The sequence below is a fragment of the Thauera sp. genome, assembly GCF_047601425.1.
Classification (GTDB): domain Bacteria; phylum Pseudomonadota; class Gammaproteobacteria; order Burkholderiales; family Rhodocyclaceae; genus Thauera.
In genome coordinates, this window is the sequence record NZ_JASGJL010000001.1 from 1,560,544 (window position 1) to 1,576,039 (window position 15,496).

The window sequence follows — 15,496 nt, forward strand, 5'->3', positions numbered from 1 at the left end:
AAATCTTCAGGCGGCAAGGCCAGACATGGTTGCCTGGTAGATTTCCAGGTCTTCATCACTGAAACAGCAGAATATGGCCTGATTGATGCATGCTGACCGATGCACCAAGACAGTGCTGACCGCAATCCGGGATGCTTCAACTTTTGGATAACCGTAAATGCCTGTGCCGATACCCGGAAATACAATCGAAAGAATGCCAAGACTTCGGCCACGGCCAGGGAGTTCGCATAGCAGTCGGACAGCAGCGCAGGTTCTCCATCGTTTCCGCCACGCCATACCGGACCAACTGTATGGATGACGTACTTGGCGGGCAAACGATAAGCCTTCGTCGCCTTGGCCTGGCCCGTCTTGCAGCCACCCAACAATCTGCACTCATGCACGAGTTCCGACCCGGCAGCCCGATGAATTGCGCCATCCACGCCACCACCACCCAGGATCTGTATCGAGTCAATTTCAGCAGCAAAACCCGCTCGGACTGAATTGAACAAAAGAATGACTGGAAGCCAGCACGACGACCGTATCCCCCGATCAAATCCATTCAATCGAGATCAACAAGCGCCCAAACGCGAAATCACGAATGCAACCGGCTCTCCTATGAGCCTGGGATCACTAGAGTAGACAACATCCTCAACCCGGAAAATACCGCAATCGACAACTACAGGATCGACACCAATAATCTTGCCGAATGCACGGTACCGCCAACCTTGAATCTGCTCCAGCTTGATATGGCCCTCCGGATTTCCGGAGAAGATCGTCTCCCACTCTTCTTCGTCATCCAGACACTGACCAAATTCAAGCTCAAACTCTTGCCCAGGCTTTGGCGCTGAAGCAGCAACACTGAACTCGTCCATGACGCAGAAGCGCCGACCTTCAACTTCAATCACTGCTTCGAGGTAGGGGCCCTCAGTAGATATCAGCTTTGCTCTGACCATATGCAATCCAACCTGAGAATCCAAATACTACTTGTCGTTGCAGTGTCGCACACGTAATCAGCATCGCTTACTCACAGTACCCTCCGGTCGTGGCTCAAAGCAGTCTCCGCCGCCGCGCCCGCATGGATCGCCGTGGTGTCGAACAGCGGAACCGTCGCGTCCCGCGCGACCACCAGCATCGATATCTCCGTGCATCCCAGGATGATGCCTTGTGCGCCACGCTCGACGAGGCGTGCCATCACGCCCCGGTATGCTTCCCGCGACGCATCCTCGATACGGCCGAGGCAAAGCTCTTCGTAGATCACGCGATGCACGACACCGACGTCCTCCTGCTCGGGAATGAGCACTTCGATGCCATGGCGCTCCTCGAGGCGGCCGCGATAAAAAGCCTGTTCCATCGTGAAGCGGGTGCCGAGCAGGCCGATGCGGGACAAACCGGCCCTGCGGATCGCCGCCGCCGTCGGGTCGGCGATGTGCAGCAGCGGAATCTTCACTGCTGCCTCGATGGTGGGGGCAACCTTGTGCATGGTGTTGGTACATAACACGATGAAATCTGCACCGGCGCGCTCCAGCGCCTGTGCTGCATCGGCAAGCACAGCGCCAGCCGAGTCCCAGTCGCCGCAATGCTGCAGGCGCTCGATCTCGGCGAAGTCGACGCTGTAAAGCACGATCTTCGCCGAGTGCAGCCCGCCTAGCCGGGCCTTCACAGTTTCGTTGATCTGGCGGTAGTAGGGAACGGTGGATTCCCAGCTCATGCCGCCGAGGAGGCCGATGGTTTTCATCGGGATGGGACGGCACATGATGTCATGACGATCGTAGCCATGCGTATATGGACTCGATGCAGAGCTAGGCGGCTTTGCGCTGTTCGGTTGCCAGCCGGACAGCCAGTCCCGCAAGCACCGTTCCCATGACGTATCGTTGAGCAGCCAGCCAGCGAGGGCTGCGGGCGAACCACAAGGCCAGCCTGGCAGCGGACAGCGCGATGCACAGATTGACGGTGAAGCTGATGACGATCTGGGTGAGTCCCAACTGGACACTCTGCGCCAATACCGAACCGTGCTCCAGCGAGACGAACTGAGGGAAGATCGAAAGGTAGAAGACGGCGATCTTCGGATTCAGGAGATTGGTGATGAATCCCATCAGAAACAGCTTTCTCGGCGGGTCCACCGGAAGATCGCGAGCCTCGAACGGCGAGCGTGCGCCCGGCTTGACAGCTTGCCAGGCAAGATAAAGAAGATATGCCGCCCCTGCCCACTTGAGCGCTTCGTATGCGAACGGAACAGCCACGAAGAGGGCTGTCACGCCGATGGCGGCAACAAACATGTGCACCAGAAAACCGGCAATGACGCCGAACAGTGACAACACCCCGGCTCGCTTGCCCTGACAGATGGAGCGAGAGACAAGGTAGATCATGTTGGGCCCCGGCGTCAGAACCATCAGCAAGGCTGCACCGCCGAACAGCAGCAGGTCGTTCAATGGAACCATGATCGTCTTTCCGTGGGTTGCGCCGCAACGATCTTACAGGGAGTGGCTGCCGCAGGCACTCCCGTTCGCCGCCGATACGTGGGGATCAGACCGAGACCGGTTCAACCCCCCGCCGCCACCGTCCACAAATGCGCCGCAACCAGCGCACGCCACGGTGAGAAGGCTTCCAGCCATTGCCGCGTTTCCGTCTCGCCAACCACATCCTCCCGGCCAAGCAAGCGCCGCAGCCCACGTCGGACCGCGACGTCGCCATGCAGCGAAGCATCCAGCCAGCCGAAGCCACGCAGCAAGGCATAGTTGACCGTCCACGGACCGATGCCGCGAATCGCGAGCAGGCCGCTGCGGATGTCCTCGATCGGCAGGGTCTGCAGCCATTCGTCGAGCGGCAGCCGCTGTGCCACCTCTGCGCGGGCGAGTCCGAGCAGCGCATCGGCCTTGGTCTGCGAGCAGCCCGCTGCCCTCAGCGCGGCGGCATCGAGCTGCAGCAGGCTGGTGGCGTCCGGGTAGCAGATCAGCCCCGAGGAATGGCGCCGGTCCGCGGCCTGGATCAGCCTGCGGCGCAGCGCGACCGCGGCGACCAGGCTGATCTGCTGGCCGAGGATGGCCCAGCTCAGGGCCTCGAAGGGTGTCGCCACCTGCGGGATGCGCAGGCCGGCATTGCGCCGGATCAGCGGCCCCAGTTCCGGATGGCCGGCGTGGGTATGCTCGAAGGCCTCGATCGGCTGGTCAAGGCCGAGCATGTGGCGCACCAGGCGTTCGAATGCTGCCTGATCCGGCACGCCATGGCCCTCCCCTGTGGCTGCGCCGGCGGTGCCGGCCGCGTCGTCGATGATGCATTCGACCCGCACGTGACCATCTTGCAGCCCCCCGCCATCGACGACGTCTCCCTCGAAGCGGAAAGCCATGCAGGCCGGGCGCCTGGCCCAGACGAAGGCCTTGTCGAGCCCGAGCTCCGGGCCGCCGTCCAGGATGCGTTCGGCGATCTGTTGAGGATCGCGGCGGTGAAATGCGAGCACGTCCACCGTACGGAAACCCGCGGGCAACGGCAGGTGGGCGTGCAGGCGGGTCATGCCTCGACCTTCAGTTTGCTTATCCGCTGTTCGCGTGCGGCAAAGCCGATCCTGATCTCGCGCGCCCGCAGTTGGCCGCAGCCGGCATCGACGTCCTGCCCGGCGGAGCGCCGCAGCTTGGTCAGGATGCGGTGCTGATGCAGCCAGCGGGCGATGTCGGCGGCCTTTTCCCAGCTCGGCCGCCGGAATTCCAGGCCTTCCACGGTATTGAACGGGATCATGTTCATCACCGCGTACTTGCCTTCCAGCAGGCGGACGATGCCTTCGAGCTCTTCGGCACCGTCATTGATGCCGTCGATCAGCGTCCATTGGTACTGGATCGGATAGCCGGTGGCGCGTGCATAGGCTTCGCCGCGCTCGACCAGTTCTTCCGGCGTCATGCGCGGCGCGCGCGGCAGCAGGCTGGCGCGCAGGTCGGTGCGGGTGGTGTGCAACGACAGCGCGAGCGCGGGCTTGACCCGCATCTGCGGCAAGCGCTCGAACACGCGCGGATCACCGACGGTGGAGAACACCAGGTTCTTGTGCGGAATCGCGCCGTCGTTGCCCAGGGCTTCGATCGCCTCGACGACGTTGTCGAGGTTGTGGGCAGGCTCGCCCATGCCCATGAACACCACCTTATGCACCCGGCGCAGGCTGCGGGCCAGCGCCACCTGGGCGACGATCTCGGCGCTGCCGAGCTGGCGCAGCAGGCCGTCCTTGCCGGTCATGCAGAACACACAGCCCACCGCACAGCCGACCTGGGTGGAGACGCACAGCCCGTCGCGCGGCAGCAGCACGCTCTCCACGGTCTGGCCATCGGCCAGTTCGACCAGCAGACGCGAGGAACCGTCCTCGCCCGGGTGCTGCGAACGCAGGCACGCGAGCCCACCGAGTTCAGCAGCGATGTCCGGCAGCGCCTGGCGCACGGCGAGCGGCAAAAAGTGTTCAGACGGCCGCGGCCCGCCGTCAAGCGGCAGGCCTTGCAGCCAGGCCCGCATCAGGCGGTCTTCGTGACAGGGTTTGGCGCCCAGCCCCTGCAGGCGGGCGCGAAGATTTTCGATGCGCATGGGGCCCGCATGCTAGCACCGGCAGGCAGCGCCGTCAGTGCTTCGTATACAGCCCCTGCTGGGCACCGAACCAGGCGGCAAGATCGGCCATGTCCTGCTTGGACAGGGCCTCGACCTGCACCGCCATGATCGGATCCTTGCGCCGGCCGGCCTTGTAGTCGAGCAGCGCCTGCAGCAGATATTCAGGATGCTGGCCGCCGATGCGCGGGAAGGTCGGCAAGGGGCTGTTGCCGTCGGGGCCATGGCAGGCGGCGCAGACTTCGGATTTTTCCTTGCCACGCATCACGTTGCCAGCCGACTGTACCGGTGCGGATCCGGCTGCCGGAACGGCCGGCTGCGCACCGTAATACGCTGCCAGATCGGCCATGTCCTGCTCGGACAGGCCGCCGGCAATGCTCTGCATGGTAGGGTGGCTACGGTCGCCCGACTTGTAGACCTGCAGCGCGGCCATGATGTACTCGGGATGCTGACCACCCAGCCTGGGCACGGGATATACCGTCGGAAACGCGGTGCGGTAGCCTTCGATGCCATGACAGCCGATGCACATGGAATTCTTGCTTCTGGCAGCCTCGGCATCGCCTTCGACCGCCCCAGCAGGCAGAATACCGAGCGCAAGCGCCAGGCCGCAAACCAGATATCGTCTCTGCATTTCGAGCCCTCCGTCGGGGTGCTGCACAAGCCGTTTCCGGCCGTCCCCATCCATTCCTGCATCGTGCCTGCAGGAATGAAACGCAGCCCAGGGAGGAACGCGCAAGCCGGAGCTGCGGACGCGCCGCCGGTTTTCCGTAACGCTAGTCTTATAATCGCCGGGGAATAATCAGAGGAATCCCGCATGTCCACGCTGCGCTTCGAAGGTACGAGCGACTACGTCGCAACCCCCGACCTGATGCTGGCGGTCAATGCCGCCATCCGCCTGCAACGTCCGCTGCTGATCAAGGGCGAGCCCGGCACCGGCAAGACCATGCTCGCCGAGGAGGTCGCCGCCGCCCTCGGGCTGCCGCTGTTGCAGTGGCACATCAAATCCACCACCAAGGCCCAGCAGGGCTTGTACGAATACGATGCGGTGTCGCGCCTGCGCGATTCGCAGCTGGGCGACGACCGCGTCAAGGACATCGGCAACTACATCGTCAAGGGCGTGCTGTGGCAGGCCTTCGAGGCCGAACAGCAGACCGTGGTGCTGATCGACGAGATCGACAAGGCCGACATCGAATTCCCCAACGACCTGCTGCGCGAGCTCGACCGCATGGAGTTCCATGTGTACGAGACGCGGCAGACGGTGCAGGCGCGCAACCGCCCCATCGTCTTCATCACCTCGAACAACGAGAAGGAACTGCCCGACGCCTTCCTGCGCCGCTGCTTCTTCCACTACATCCGCTTCCCCGACCGCGACACCATGCAGCGCATCGTGGATGTGCACTTCCCTGCCATCCGCAAGCAGCTGCTGAGCGAGGCGCTGGAGGTGTTCTTCGGCCTGCGCGACATTCCCGGGCTGAAGAAGAAGCCCTCGACCTCTGAACTGATCGACTGGCTCAAGCTGCTCGTCGCCGAGGACATCCCGCCCGAAGCCCTGCGCAGTCAGGACGGCAAGATGGTCGTACCGCCGCTGCACGGCGCGCTGTTGAAGAACGAGCAGGACATGAGCCTGTTCGAGCGCCTGGTGATGATGGCGCGCAACAACCGCTGACGACGCAGGCATCGCATGTTCAAAGCCCTTCTCGACTGGCTGTTCGGGCGCCGCTCCGATGCAAAGGCAGCCGCGCCGGCGGCAGCCCGGCAGGCCTTCGAGCAGCTCAACCGCAGCGCGCCGCTGCGCGAGGCTGCCGGCGAGGAAATTCCGGGCGAGGACAGCACTGCCGTCATCACCTATCTGTGCCGCGAGGCCGTGCTGGGGCGCGACCAGCGCATCGCCGGCTACCAGTTCATGCTGCACGAAGGCACGCGCAACCGCATCCGCCACAGCAGCCGGCGGGTACATCATCTATACGCCGAAGTACTGGTACGCAACCTCGCCAGCGCCGGCATCGGCCAGCTGCTGGGTCACCGCCTGGCCTTCATCGAGGTACCGGACTCCTTCCTCTCCCACCCCTGCCTGGCCGAGCTGCCGGCAAGCAACATCGTCCTGATCCCGATGCCCCACGCGGCAGCCGATGGCCCGGGGATCGAGGCGCTGCGCGGCACGATGACGCAACTGCGCCAGGCGGGTTTCCGCTTCGGCCTGCCCGATCCGATGATCATCAGCGAATTCGTGCCGCTGCTGCCGCTTGCGGACATGATCGTGCTGCGCGCGCCGACCCTGGACGCCCGCCGCGGCATGCAGCTCGGCCAGATGCTGGGCAACACGGCGCCGCAGGCCCGTCTGCTGGTGCGCGACCTGCCGTCGCTGGAGGACTTCCGCTTCGCCTTCAAGCTGGGCGCCAGCCTGTTCCAGGGGCCGTTCATCACCAGCCGCGAAGACTGGAGCGAGCATGAACTCGGCCCGAACACCGCGCGCATCGCCACCCTGATCGGCCGCCTGCGCATGGACGGCGACACCCGCGAGATCGCTGCGATGCTCAAGCACGACGGCGCCCTATCGCTGCGCCTGCTGCGCTACGTCAATTCCGTGGCCAGTCCCCATGCCGAGCCCATCACCTCGATCGAGCACACCCTGGTGATGCTCGGCCACGACCGCCTGTACCGCTGGCTGGTGCTGCTCGCCTGCAGCACCGACGGCAGCAAGGGCCGTGCTTCCGCCATGCTCGAAACCGCGCTGGTGCGCGCCCGCATGATGGAGCTGCTGGCCGAAAACCAGCCGGTGGCACAGCGCGAATCGCTCTTCCTGGTCGGCCTGCTGTCGCTCGCCGACGTGATCATGGAAGTGCCGCTGGAGAAGGTGCTGGCGCCGCTGGCACTGGCCCCGGAAGTGCAGGCGGCGCTGCGCGACGGCCAGGGACCGCTGCGTCCCCTGCTCGAGCTTGCGATCGCCTGCGAACATGACGGAGGCGGCAACGAGGTGCTTCAGGCTGCCGCCGAACGCTGTGGCGTCGCGCCCGAACAGGCCACCCATTGCCACCTCCAGGCCCTGATGTGGGCCATGGACATCCAGCAGTGAGCACACGATGCTGATCGACTTCTTCCTGCACCTGAAGGCGCACAGGCTGCCCGTCTCCACGCGCGAGTTCCTGACCCTGCTCGAAGGCCTGCGCGACCACGTCTGCGGGCCGTCGATCGACGACTTCTACGTCTTCTCGCGCGCCTGCCTGGTCAAGGACGAATCGCTCTACGACCGCTTCGACCAGGCTTTCGGCGCCTACTTCAAGGGCGTCAGCGAGATCCCCGGCCTCGAAGCTGAACTGCCCGAGGAATGGCTGCGCGCGATGGCGAAGAAGCACCTGACGCCCGAAGAGCGCGCCCGGCTCGAAAAGCTCGGCTGGGACAAGCTGATGGACGAGTTCCGCAAGCGCTTGGCCGAACAGAAAGGCCGCCACCAGGGCGGCAGCAAGTGGATCGGCACCGGCGGCAGTTCGCCCTTCGGCAACAGTGGCACCCACCCCGAAGGCATCCGGGTCGGCGGTGACTCGGCCGGCAACCGCACGGCGGTCAAGGTGTGGGACAAGCGCGAATTCCGCAATCTCGACGATTCGGTCGAACTGGGCACGCGCAACATCAAGGTTGCGCTGCGCCGGCTGCGCCGCTTCGCCCGCGAAGGCGCGGCCGAAGAACTCGACCTCGGCGGCACCATCGCCGCCACTGCGCGCAACGCCGGCTGGCTCGACCTGATGATGCGGCCGGAGCGCCACAACGCGGTCAAGGTGCTGCTCTTCCTCGACGTCGGCGGCTCGATGGACGACCACGTCAAGGTCTGCGAGGAGCTTTTCTCCGCCTGCCGGCTGGAATTCAAGCACCTCGAGTACTTCTACTTCCACAACTGCGTCTATGAAGGCGTCTGGCGCGACAACCGCCGCCGCTTCAGCGAGCGCACCCAGTTGCTCGACCTCATCCACAAGTACGGCCCGGACTACAAGCTGATCTTCGTCGGCGACGCCACCATGAGCCCCTACGAGATCCTGCACCCGCACGGCTCGATCGAGCACATGAACAGCGAAGCCGGCGCCACCTGGCTGCGCCGCCTGCTCGACGCCTACCCTGCCGCCGCCTGGCTGAACCCGGAGCCGGAACGCCTGTGGGACTACCGCCAGTCGATCGGCCTCATCCGCCAGATCATGGGCGAGCGCATGTATCCGCTGACGCTGGATGGCCTTGCCCGCGCGATGCAGGGGTTGTCGCGCAAGACCTAGGCTGGCTGAAACCAGCGCAAGGCTGCCCACCGCCGACTGAGCCTAATCGCCCGCACTGCAAATGCCTCCCTGCCTCCGGCCCCCAAACGGGCCGGCTTTGAATTCGTTATATACAAGCGTATATTTCAATTCTTGACAGAATGTTGCAAAAGCCGGCAGCCAGCCGCTTTCATGCAGCCAGTATCGGCCGCGGATCATTCACCTGCCCGCGGCCCGGTACGAAGCGCCGCCATGAGCGCCATTTTTTTGCCAATCGTTATATACAGATGAATATTTCGATTCATCAGGGGAGAGTCCGGGACATGAAGAAGAAGCTGTTGTGCTGTTCGATCGCGATGTGTTTTCCGCTGGCCATCCCCAGCGCCGTGCAGGCCGCGCAGGACGAGCGCGTGTTCACGCTGGGCCAGATCACCGTCACCGGCCGTCCCGATGACGCCGGCCAGGCAGTCGGCACCAGCACCATCGATCGCGAGCAGATGGACGAGTTCGGCCGCGAGGACCTGCTCGACGCGCTCGACCTGCTGCCAGGCGTCAGCGTCTCGCCGGGCAGCGGCTCGCGCAACGAAGGCAACTTCCGCATCCGCGGCTACGACGCCTGGCGCGTGCCGCTGATGATGGACGGCATCCGGCTCTACCTGCCCTACGACAACCGCATCGACATCAGCCGCTTCCTGACCCCCGACCTGTCCGAGATCCAGGTCTCGAAAGGCTATGTCTCGGTGCTGAACGGACCGGGCGGCATGGGCGGCGCAATCAACCTGGTGACGCGCAAGCCGGTCAAGGCCTTCGAGGCCGAAGGCCGGGTGTCGATGCTGCTGGGCGAAGGCGGCCAGCGCGGCGGCATGACGTACTACGCCAATGTCGGCGGCAAGCAGCAGGACTGGTACTGGCAGGCCAGCTTCGAACAGCGCGACATCGACCACTGGCGCATGTCGCGCGACTACAAGTTGACCAGCATGGAAAACGGCGGCAACCGCAACCGTTCCGACTCGGACGACAAGCGGCTGAACCTGAAGCTGGGCTACACCCCCAATGCCACCGACGAATACTCGATCAACTTCGTCAAGCAGGAAGGCGAGAAGACGGCGATCCTGAGCACCCGCCCGGGCAACCGCGACCGCGACTGGGACTGGCCGAAGTGGGACGTGTGGAGCCTGTACTGGCTATCGCACACTCAGCTGTCCGACACCACCTACCTGAAGACCAAGGCGTATTACAACCAGTTCGACAACGAACTGATGATGCACAACTTCAATACGCTCAGCACCTATGACGACACCTCGTACGGCATCTCGCTGGAAGCCGGCACGACCTGGTTAGCCCGCAACACGCTGAAGGCCGCAGTGCATTACCGCAACGACCAGCACACCGGCCAGGACAAGGAATACTCGCCCTTCTTCCTCGCGCCCAAGCAGGACGCCGAGGAAGAAACCTGGTCCTTCGGTCTGGAAAACACCTTCCATGCCACCTCCCGGCTCGACCTGATCGCCGGTGTCAGCTACGACACCCGCGACACCAAGAAGGTGGAGCAGTTCACCAAGGGCGGGAACCCGGAGTTCTTCGAGTACGACACCAAGGACAAGTCGGCCTGGAACTACCAGGGCGCGGTCGTCTATCGCTACAGCGACACCGGCAAGCTGAATTTCTCGGCCTCGCGCCGGGTCAGCATGCCGACGATGTTCCACCGCTTCAGCTCGCGCTTCGGCGGCGCCACCTCCAACCCCGGCCTGAAGCCGGAAAAAGCGATGAACGTCGAACTGGCGCTGTCCGACAAGCTCGGCGACAACTGGTTTGGCGAGATCGCTTTCTTCCACAACAAGATCGACGACCTGATGCAAGGGGTGGACGTCGAATATCCGGCCGGCTCGAACCGCTTCTACAGCCAGAACCAGAACGTCGGCAAAGGCACCTTCAAGGGTGTCGAACTGTCGCTCAACGGCTTCATCAACCCGACGCTGGAAGTCGGCGGCAACTACACCTACACGCATAGCGACATCGACCTCGACCGGACGGCGACCAGCAGCACGCTGACCCGCAACGAAATCCCCCGCCATGCCGGCATGGTCTATGCCAAGTGGACGCCGACCGCACAGCTCAGCGTGATGCCCTACGTCGAGTCGGCAAGCAGCCGCTGGTCGCCCCACATCATGAGCGGCAACGCCGACGTGAAGACCGGCTCCTACACACTGGCGAACCTCAGGGTCGGCTACCAGGTGACGTCCGACCTCGACGTGTCGCTGACCGCGCGCAACCTGTTCGACAAGAACTACGAGCTGAAGCACAGCTACCCGGAAGAAGGCCGCAACTTCATGCTCACCGCGCGCATCCGCTATTGATGCACCGCGGCCGGCCCGGGCTCGATGTCCGGGCGGGCCGGCTTTCGATGCAGGAGCCTACGATGACAGCCACCACGACGCCCACCCCCGGCGCACGCCGGCCATCGCCGCCGGTCGCGGCCATCGTGCACAAGCGCGGCGACCAGGCCGACGAGTTGCTGGCGCGCTTCGCGCTCGATCTGCGCGACTCGGGCTGGCGGGTGCATGGCATCGTCCAGCGCAGTTGCGGGTCGCGCAAGGCTCATGCCGCGCTGGTCGAGCTCGACACCGGCCTGCACATTCCGCTTTACCACCACACCGGCCGCTGGCCGCTGCCGTGCAGCCCCAAGCCGGACGGCATCACCGCCGCCAGCCTCGCGCTGCGCACCGCACGAGAGGCTGAAAGCGATCTTGCGGTGGCCAACCGTTTCGGCGCGCTGGAAGCGCTCGGCGGCGGGCTGGCACCCGAGATGCTGGCGCTGATGAACACGGGCCGGCCGCTGCTGACGGTGGTCAGCAAGAGCTACCTGGCCGACTGGCGCGAGTTCACCGGCGGACAGGCGGCGGAACTGCCGCCCAGCCGCGCCGCGTTGGACGAATGGTTCATCGGCATCGCCTATGCGAGGCGCGCAGCCTGAGGCGGCGCATGACCGGCCGATGAAACGAAGAGACTTCCTGCGGCTTGCCGCCTGCGCCCCCCTCCTGTCCGTCGGCACGCTGTTGCCCCGCACTGCAGCAGCACGCCCCACGGCCGTAGACGGCATCTACTTCTTCGGCGAGCTGCCCGCCCCGGACCGCATCCGCAAGGTGTTCGTCACCGGTCGCCCCGCCTCGGTGCTCGTTCACACCCTGGTGCCGCACAAGCAAATGGGCTGGCCGGGTGAAATGTCCGGGGAAGCACTCGCCCTGCTGGCGCCGCAGTACCGCACGCTGCCGGCGCTGGGCCAGTTGAGCGGACGCGGCAGCACGGTGCCGATGGAGCGGCTGCTGGCGCTCGCACCGGACGTCATCGTCGATGCCGGCATGGTGAGCGAGCACATCCTGTCGCTTGCCGAGCGCGTCCATCAGCAGACCGGCATCCCCTACATACTTGTTAACGGGCGGCTGCGCGACAGCGCAAGCCAGCTACGCCACACCGGCCGCCTGCTGGGCGCCGGCGAACGCGCCGAAACCCTCGCCCGGCATGCCGAAACCGTGCTCACCGCCTGCCCGCCGGCCGCCACGCAGGGCAAGCCCAAGGTCTATATGGCGCGCGCCAACGACGGTCTGGAAACGCCATTGCCCGGCTCGGTCAACGGCGAGATCATCGAAGCCGCCTGCGCGGTGAATGCCGCCAGCAGCAACGACACCCGCAGCGGCAACCTGGCGCGGGTATCGCTGGAACAGCTGCTGGCCTGGAAGCCCGACTTCATCGTCACCCAATTCACCGAATTCGCCGCCCTCGCCCGCCGTGATCCGACCTGGAACAGCTTGCCGGCCGTGCGCGAGGGCCGTCTGTTCCTCGCTCCCAGCCAGCCCTTCGGCTGGCTGGACGTGCCGCCCAGCGTCAACCGCCTGATCGGCGTGCGCTGGCTGCGCGAGGTGCTGCGCAACGGTGGGCCGACGACCGACTGGATCGACGAGGCCGAGGAGTTCCACCGCCTGTTCTACGGCCACGTGCCGCCGCGCGAACTGCTGGTGCGCGCCATCACCCCTGCATGAGCGCCCGCGGCCTGCACCCGCTGGTCCTGATACTGCCGCTGCTGCTGGTGACGATGGCCGCACTGGTATCGGGCGCCTATCCGCTCGCCCTTGGCGATGCGCTCGCCGCCCTGTTCGCCGGCCCGGCGGGCGGCGGCGAAGCCGGCATCGTGGTGTGGAAGCTGCGCCTGCCGCGCATCCTCGCCGGCCTGCTGGTCGGCATGGCGCTGTCGGTGGCCGGCGCGGCCTACCAGGGCATGTTCCGCAATCCGCTGGTGTCGCCGGACATTCTCGGCGTATCGGCCGGGGCCGGGGCCGGTGCATCGATCGCCATCCTGCTCGGCTTGCCGATCTTCGCCGTGCAGGCTGCGGCCTTCACCGGCGGGCTGCTGGCGGTCGGCTGCGTCTATGCCGTCGCCAGCCGCATCCAGTACCGCGACCCGGTGCTGGTGCTGGTGCTGGCTGGCGTTGCCGTGGGCACGCTGTTCGGCGCCGCGATCTCGCTGACCAAGGTGCTGGCCGACCCGAGCGCGGAGCTGGCTTCGATCACCTTCTGGCTGCTGGGCGGGCTGAACGCGGTGAACATCGATGACCTTGCCGTCGTCGCGCCCTTGATGCTGTGCGGCCTGCTACCGATGTGGCTGCTGCGCTGGCGCATCAACCTGCTGACGCTAAGCGACGACGAATCGTCCACGATGGGCATCAACGTCGTCCGCCTGCGCCTCGCGCTGATTGCCTGCGCCACGCTGATGACCGCGGCGGCGGTGTCGGTCGCCGGCATCATCGGCTGGGTCGGCCTGGTCGTGCCACACGCCGCACGGCTGCTGGTCGGCCCCGAGTTCTCGCGCCTGCTGCCCGCCACTGCCCTGCTCGGCGGCGCCTTCCTGGTGGCAGCGGACACACTGGCGCGCTCGACCGCCAGCATCGAGCTACCGCTCGGCATCCTCACCGCGCTGGTCGGCGCGCCGGTCTTCCTGTGGCTGCTGGCGCGGAGCGGCAGACAGACATGAACACCATCCCACTCGATCCCCTCGCAGCCCAAACGGCGGAACACTCCCAGGCCGGCGCAAAGCCGGTGCTGGAAACCTGCGGACTCGCCATCGGCCATCACTACAAGCGCATCGGCGAAGGCATCGACCTGCAGCTCCACGGCGGTGAGGTGCTGTGCCTGCTCGGCCCCAACGGCAGCGGCAAGACGACGCTGTTCCGCACCCTGCTCGGCCTTTTGCCGGCGCTGGACGGCAGCGTCCGCATCGGCGGCAAGCCGCTGCCCGACTGGTCCCGCAAGGCGCTGGCGCGGATGATCGCCTACGTGCCGCAAAGCCAGGCCGTGCCCTTTCCCTTCACCGTGGCGCAGATGGTGCTGATGGGGCGCACGGTACATATCGGCCCCTTCGCCCAGCCTTCGGCCCACGACCGCCACGTCGCCGCGGATGCGCTGGAAACGCTCGGCATCGGCCACCTGGCGGCACGCTCCTGCATGGAAGTGTCCGGCGGCGAACGCCAGCTTGCGCTGGTAGCGCGCGCGCTGGCGCAGGAGGCCCGGGTGCTGATCCTCGACGAGCCGACATCCAGCCTCGATTTCGGCAACCAGTTGCGCGTGCTGGAGCGCATCGCCAGACTCGGCGAGCGCGGCATCGCGGTGCTGATGTCCACCCACCAGCCCGAACACGCGCTGCGCGTAGCCGACCGCGTCGCCTTCCTGAAGGCCGGCCGCATCGTGCTCAGCGGCGGGCGCGGGATCATCACCCCCGCCACGCTGGCCGAACTGTATGGCGTCGATGAAAGCCTGATCGCCGCCGGTGCCGCCTAGCCTGCCCGCGCCGCAGCCGGTATGCTCCCGCCCGTCCGAATCCCAAGAGGCAGAGCTCGCACATGAAAACCGACAACAAGGGCATCGAGCTGCAGGGCGCGATCTGGATGACGGTCGACGGCGCCAACCTCGGCGGGCCGGGCCGTATCGAACTTTTGTCGAAGATCGCCGAATGCGGCTCCATCACCGGCGCGGCCAAGGCCATCGGCATGAGCTACAAAGCCGCCTGGGACGCCATCGACGCGATGAACAACCTCGCCGGCGAACCCCTGGTCGAGCGCCAGACCGGCGGCAAGGGCGGCGGCGGCACCCGGCTGACGCGCCGCGCCGAGCAACTGGTGACCAACTTCCGCCTCATCGCCCAGGAGCACCGCCGCTTCGTCGACCAACTCAGCCGGCAGGCCGAAGGCATTGCCGACGATTACCTATTGATCAGGAGAATGAACATGAAGACCAGCGCACGCAACGAATTCCTCGGCACCGTCCGCGAACTGAAGCGCGGCGCCGTGAATGACGAGATCGAACTCGAAGTGACCGGCGGCCACCGCCTCGTCGCCATCGTCACCCACGAGAGCAGCGAAGGCCTGGGCCTCAAGCCGGGCGCCGAAGCCTTCGCGCTGATCAAGGCCTCGTCGATCATCGTCGTCACCGACGAAGCCGGCGCCCGCTTCTCGGCCCGCAACCGCCTGGCCGGCACCGTGTCGCGCGTGCAGCCGGGCGCGGTCAACACGGAAGTGGTGATCGACCTGCCCGGCGGCGGCAGCGTCGCCGCCATCGTCACCAACGAGAGCGCAACCAATCTCGGCCTCGCCGCCGGCAAGCCGGCCACGGCGATCTTCAAGGCATCGAGCGTGATCGTCGGCGTGCCTGCGTAAGCC

The 15,496-nt window shown here is 65.6% G+C and carries 16 protein-coding genes and 1 pseudogene; 10 read left to right on the plus strand and 7 right to left on the minus strand.

Annotated features, from left to right (window positions below):
- Window positions 1-6 precede the first annotated feature (6 nt).
- A pseudogene (locus QM748_RS07585) lies at window positions 7-380 on the minus strand (macro domain-containing protein).
- Between QM748_RS07585 and QM748_RS07590 the strand changes: the two are divergent.
- Complete coding sequence (locus QM748_RS07590; RefSeq protein ID WP_415248088.1) at window positions 291-479, plus strand: hypothetical protein; 189 nt, start codon at window positions 291-293, stop codon at window positions 477-479. The pseudogene QM748_RS07585 and the gene QM748_RS07590 sit on opposite strands and share 90 nt — an antisense overlap.
- A gap of 69 nt (window positions 480-548) precedes the next feature.
- Here the strand turns inward: QM748_RS07590 and QM748_RS07595 are convergent, their stop codons facing one another.
- The 6 genes from QM748_RS07595 to QM748_RS07620 all read right to left on the minus strand — a co-directional run bounded on the left by QM748_RS07595 (window position 549) and on the right by QM748_RS07620 (window position 5,182).
- On the minus strand, window positions 549-932 hold the full coding sequence (locus QM748_RS07595) for a hypothetical protein (RefSeq protein ID WP_415246396.1): 384 nt from the start codon (window positions 930-932) through the stop codon (window positions 549-551).
- A 71-nt stretch (window positions 933-1,003) separates the two neighbouring features.
- Window positions 1,004-1,714: an aspartate/glutamate racemase family protein gene (locus QM748_RS07600; RefSeq protein WP_415246397.1), complete on the minus strand. Its 711-nt coding sequence runs from the start codon at window positions 1,712-1,714 to the stop codon at window positions 1,004-1,006.
- Between the two features lie 64 nt (window positions 1,715-1,778).
- A complete protein-coding gene (locus QM748_RS07605; protein WP_415246398.1) occupies window positions 1,779-2,417 on the minus strand; it encodes a LysE family translocator in 639 nt (212 codons plus the stop codon).
- Between the two features lie 101 nt (window positions 2,418-2,518).
- A complete protein-coding gene (locus tag QM748_RS07610) occupies window positions 2,519-3,487 on the minus strand; it encodes a DNA-3-methyladenine glycosylase 2 (protein WP_415246399.1) in 969 nt (322 codons plus the stop codon).
- On the minus strand, window positions 3,484-4,533 hold the full coding sequence (locus tag QM748_RS07615; RefSeq protein WP_415246400.1) for an RNA methyltransferase: 1,050 nt from the start codon (window positions 4,531-4,533) through the stop codon (window positions 3,484-3,486). Before QM748_RS07615 ends, QM748_RS07610 begins: the two co-directional genes overlap by 4 nt.
- Before the next feature lie 34 nt (window positions 4,534-4,567).
- Window positions 4,568-5,182: a c-type cytochrome gene (locus tag QM748_RS07620; protein ID WP_415246401.1), complete on the minus strand. Its 615-nt coding sequence runs from the start codon at window positions 5,180-5,182 to the stop codon at window positions 4,568-4,570.
- A gap of 183 nt (window positions 5,183-5,365) precedes the next feature.
- Here QM748_RS07620 and QM748_RS07625 point away from each other — a divergent pair, with 183 nt between their 5' ends.
- The 9 genes from QM748_RS07625 (at window position 5,366) to QM748_RS07665 (ending at window position 15,493) form a co-directional block, all read left to right on the plus strand.
- Entirely contained in the window at window positions 5,366-6,217 is an 852-nt protein-coding gene (locus QM748_RS07625) for an AAA family ATPase (protein WP_415246402.1), read from the plus strand.
- Between the two features lie 15 nt (window positions 6,218-6,232).
- Window positions 6,233-7,624: an EAL and HDOD domain-containing protein gene (locus tag QM748_RS07630; protein ID WP_415246403.1), complete on the plus strand. Its 1,392-nt coding sequence runs from the start codon at window positions 6,233-6,235 to the stop codon at window positions 7,622-7,624.
- Between the two features lie 7 nt (window positions 7,625-7,631).
- The gene (locus tag QM748_RS07635; RefSeq protein WP_415246404.1) at window positions 7,632-8,810 is read left to right on the plus strand and encodes a vWA domain-containing protein; all 1,179 of its coding nucleotides are present in this window, start codon (window positions 7,632-7,634) and stop codon (window positions 8,808-8,810) included.
- Window positions 8,811-9,112: 302 nt separating this feature from the next.
- Window positions 9,113-11,146, plus strand: coding sequence for a TonB-dependent receptor plug domain-containing protein (locus QM748_RS07640; protein WP_415246405.1), 2,034 nt, complete (start codon window positions 9,113-9,115; stop codon window positions 11,144-11,146).
- 62 nt (window positions 11,147-11,208) lie between these two features.
- A complete protein-coding gene (locus QM748_RS07645) occupies window positions 11,209-11,763 on the plus strand; it encodes a DUF2478 domain-containing protein (protein ID WP_415246406.1) in 555 nt (184 codons plus the stop codon).
- Between the two features lie 19 nt (window positions 11,764-11,782).
- The gene (locus tag QM748_RS07650) at window positions 11,783-12,826 is read left to right on the plus strand and encodes an ABC transporter substrate-binding protein (protein WP_415246407.1); all 1,044 of its coding nucleotides are present in this window, start codon (window positions 11,783-11,785) and stop codon (window positions 12,824-12,826) included.
- Complete coding sequence (locus tag QM748_RS07655) at window positions 12,823-13,815, plus strand: FecCD family ABC transporter permease (protein WP_415246408.1); 993 nt, start codon at window positions 12,823-12,825, stop codon at window positions 13,813-13,815. Before QM748_RS07650 ends, QM748_RS07655 begins: the two co-directional genes overlap by 4 nt.
- Window positions 13,812-14,618: an ABC transporter ATP-binding protein gene (locus QM748_RS07660; RefSeq protein WP_415246409.1), complete on the plus strand. Its 807-nt coding sequence runs from the start codon at window positions 13,812-13,814 to the stop codon at window positions 14,616-14,618. The genes QM748_RS07655 and QM748_RS07660 overlap by 4 nt, the downstream gene beginning before the upstream one ends.
- 62 nt (window positions 14,619-14,680) lie before the next feature.
- Window positions 14,681-15,493 (plus strand): TOBE domain-containing protein, encoded by an 813-nt coding sequence (locus tag QM748_RS07665; RefSeq protein ID WP_415246410.1) that lies wholly within the window; start codon window positions 14,681-14,683, stop codon window positions 15,491-15,493.
- Window positions 15,494-15,496: the final 3 nt, after the last annotated feature.

Excerpts from the sequence above, each read along its gene's own strand:
- QM748_RS07615 (WP_415246400.1), bottom strand. The coding sequence starts at position 4,533 with ATGCGCATCGAAAATCTTCGCGCCCGCCTGCAGGGGCTGGGCGCCAAA.
- QM748_RS07590 (WP_415248088.1), top strand. The coding sequence starts at position 291 with ATGGATGACGTACTTGGCGGGCAAACGATAAGCCTTCGTCGCCTTGGC.
- QM748_RS07665 (WP_415246410.1), top strand. The coding sequence starts at position 14,681 with ATGAAAACCGACAACAAGGGCATCGAGCTGCAGGGCGCGATCTGGATG.
- QM748_RS07610 (WP_415246399.1), bottom strand. The coding sequence starts at position 3,487 with ATGACCCGCCTGCACGCCCACCTGCCGTTGCCCGCGGGTTTCCGTACG.
- QM748_RS07605 (WP_415246398.1), bottom strand. The coding sequence starts at position 2,417 with ATGGTTCCATTGAACGACCTGCTGCTGTTCGGCGGTGCAGCCTTGCTG.
- QM748_RS07640 (WP_415246405.1), top strand. The coding sequence starts at position 9,113 with ATGAAGAAGAAGCTGTTGTGCTGTTCGATCGCGATGTGTTTTCCGCTG.
- QM748_RS07655 (WP_415246408.1), top strand. The coding sequence starts at position 12,823 with ATGAGCGCCCGCGGCCTGCACCCGCTGGTCCTGATACTGCCGCTGCTG.
- QM748_RS07620 (WP_415246401.1), bottom strand. The coding sequence starts at position 5,182 with ATGCAGAGACGATATCTGGTTTGCGGCCTGGCGCTTGCGCTCGGTATT.
- QM748_RS07660 (WP_415246409.1), top strand. The coding sequence starts at position 13,812 with ATGAACACCATCCCACTCGATCCCCTCGCAGCCCAAACGGCGGAACAC.
- QM748_RS07625 (WP_415246402.1), top strand. The coding sequence starts at position 5,366 with ATGTCCACGCTGCGCTTCGAAGGTACGAGCGACTACGTCGCAACCCCC.
- QM748_RS07650 (WP_415246407.1), top strand. The coding sequence starts at position 11,783 with ATGAAACGAAGAGACTTCCTGCGGCTTGCCGCCTGCGCCCCCCTCCTG.
- QM748_RS07600 (WP_415246397.1), bottom strand. The coding sequence starts at position 1,714 with ATGAAAACCATCGGCCTCCTCGGCGGCATGAGCTGGGAATCCACCGTT.
- QM748_RS07645 (WP_415246406.1), top strand. The coding sequence starts at position 11,209 with ATGACAGCCACCACGACGCCCACCCCCGGCGCACGCCGGCCATCGCCG.
- QM748_RS07595 (WP_415246396.1), bottom strand. The coding sequence starts at position 932 with ATGGTCAGAGCAAAGCTGATATCTACTGAGGGCCCCTACCTCGAAGCA.
- QM748_RS07630 (WP_415246403.1), top strand. The coding sequence starts at position 6,233 with ATGTTCAAAGCCCTTCTCGACTGGCTGTTCGGGCGCCGCTCCGATGCA.
- QM748_RS07635 (WP_415246404.1), top strand. The coding sequence starts at position 7,632 with ATGCTGATCGACTTCTTCCTGCACCTGAAGGCGCACAGGCTGCCCGTC.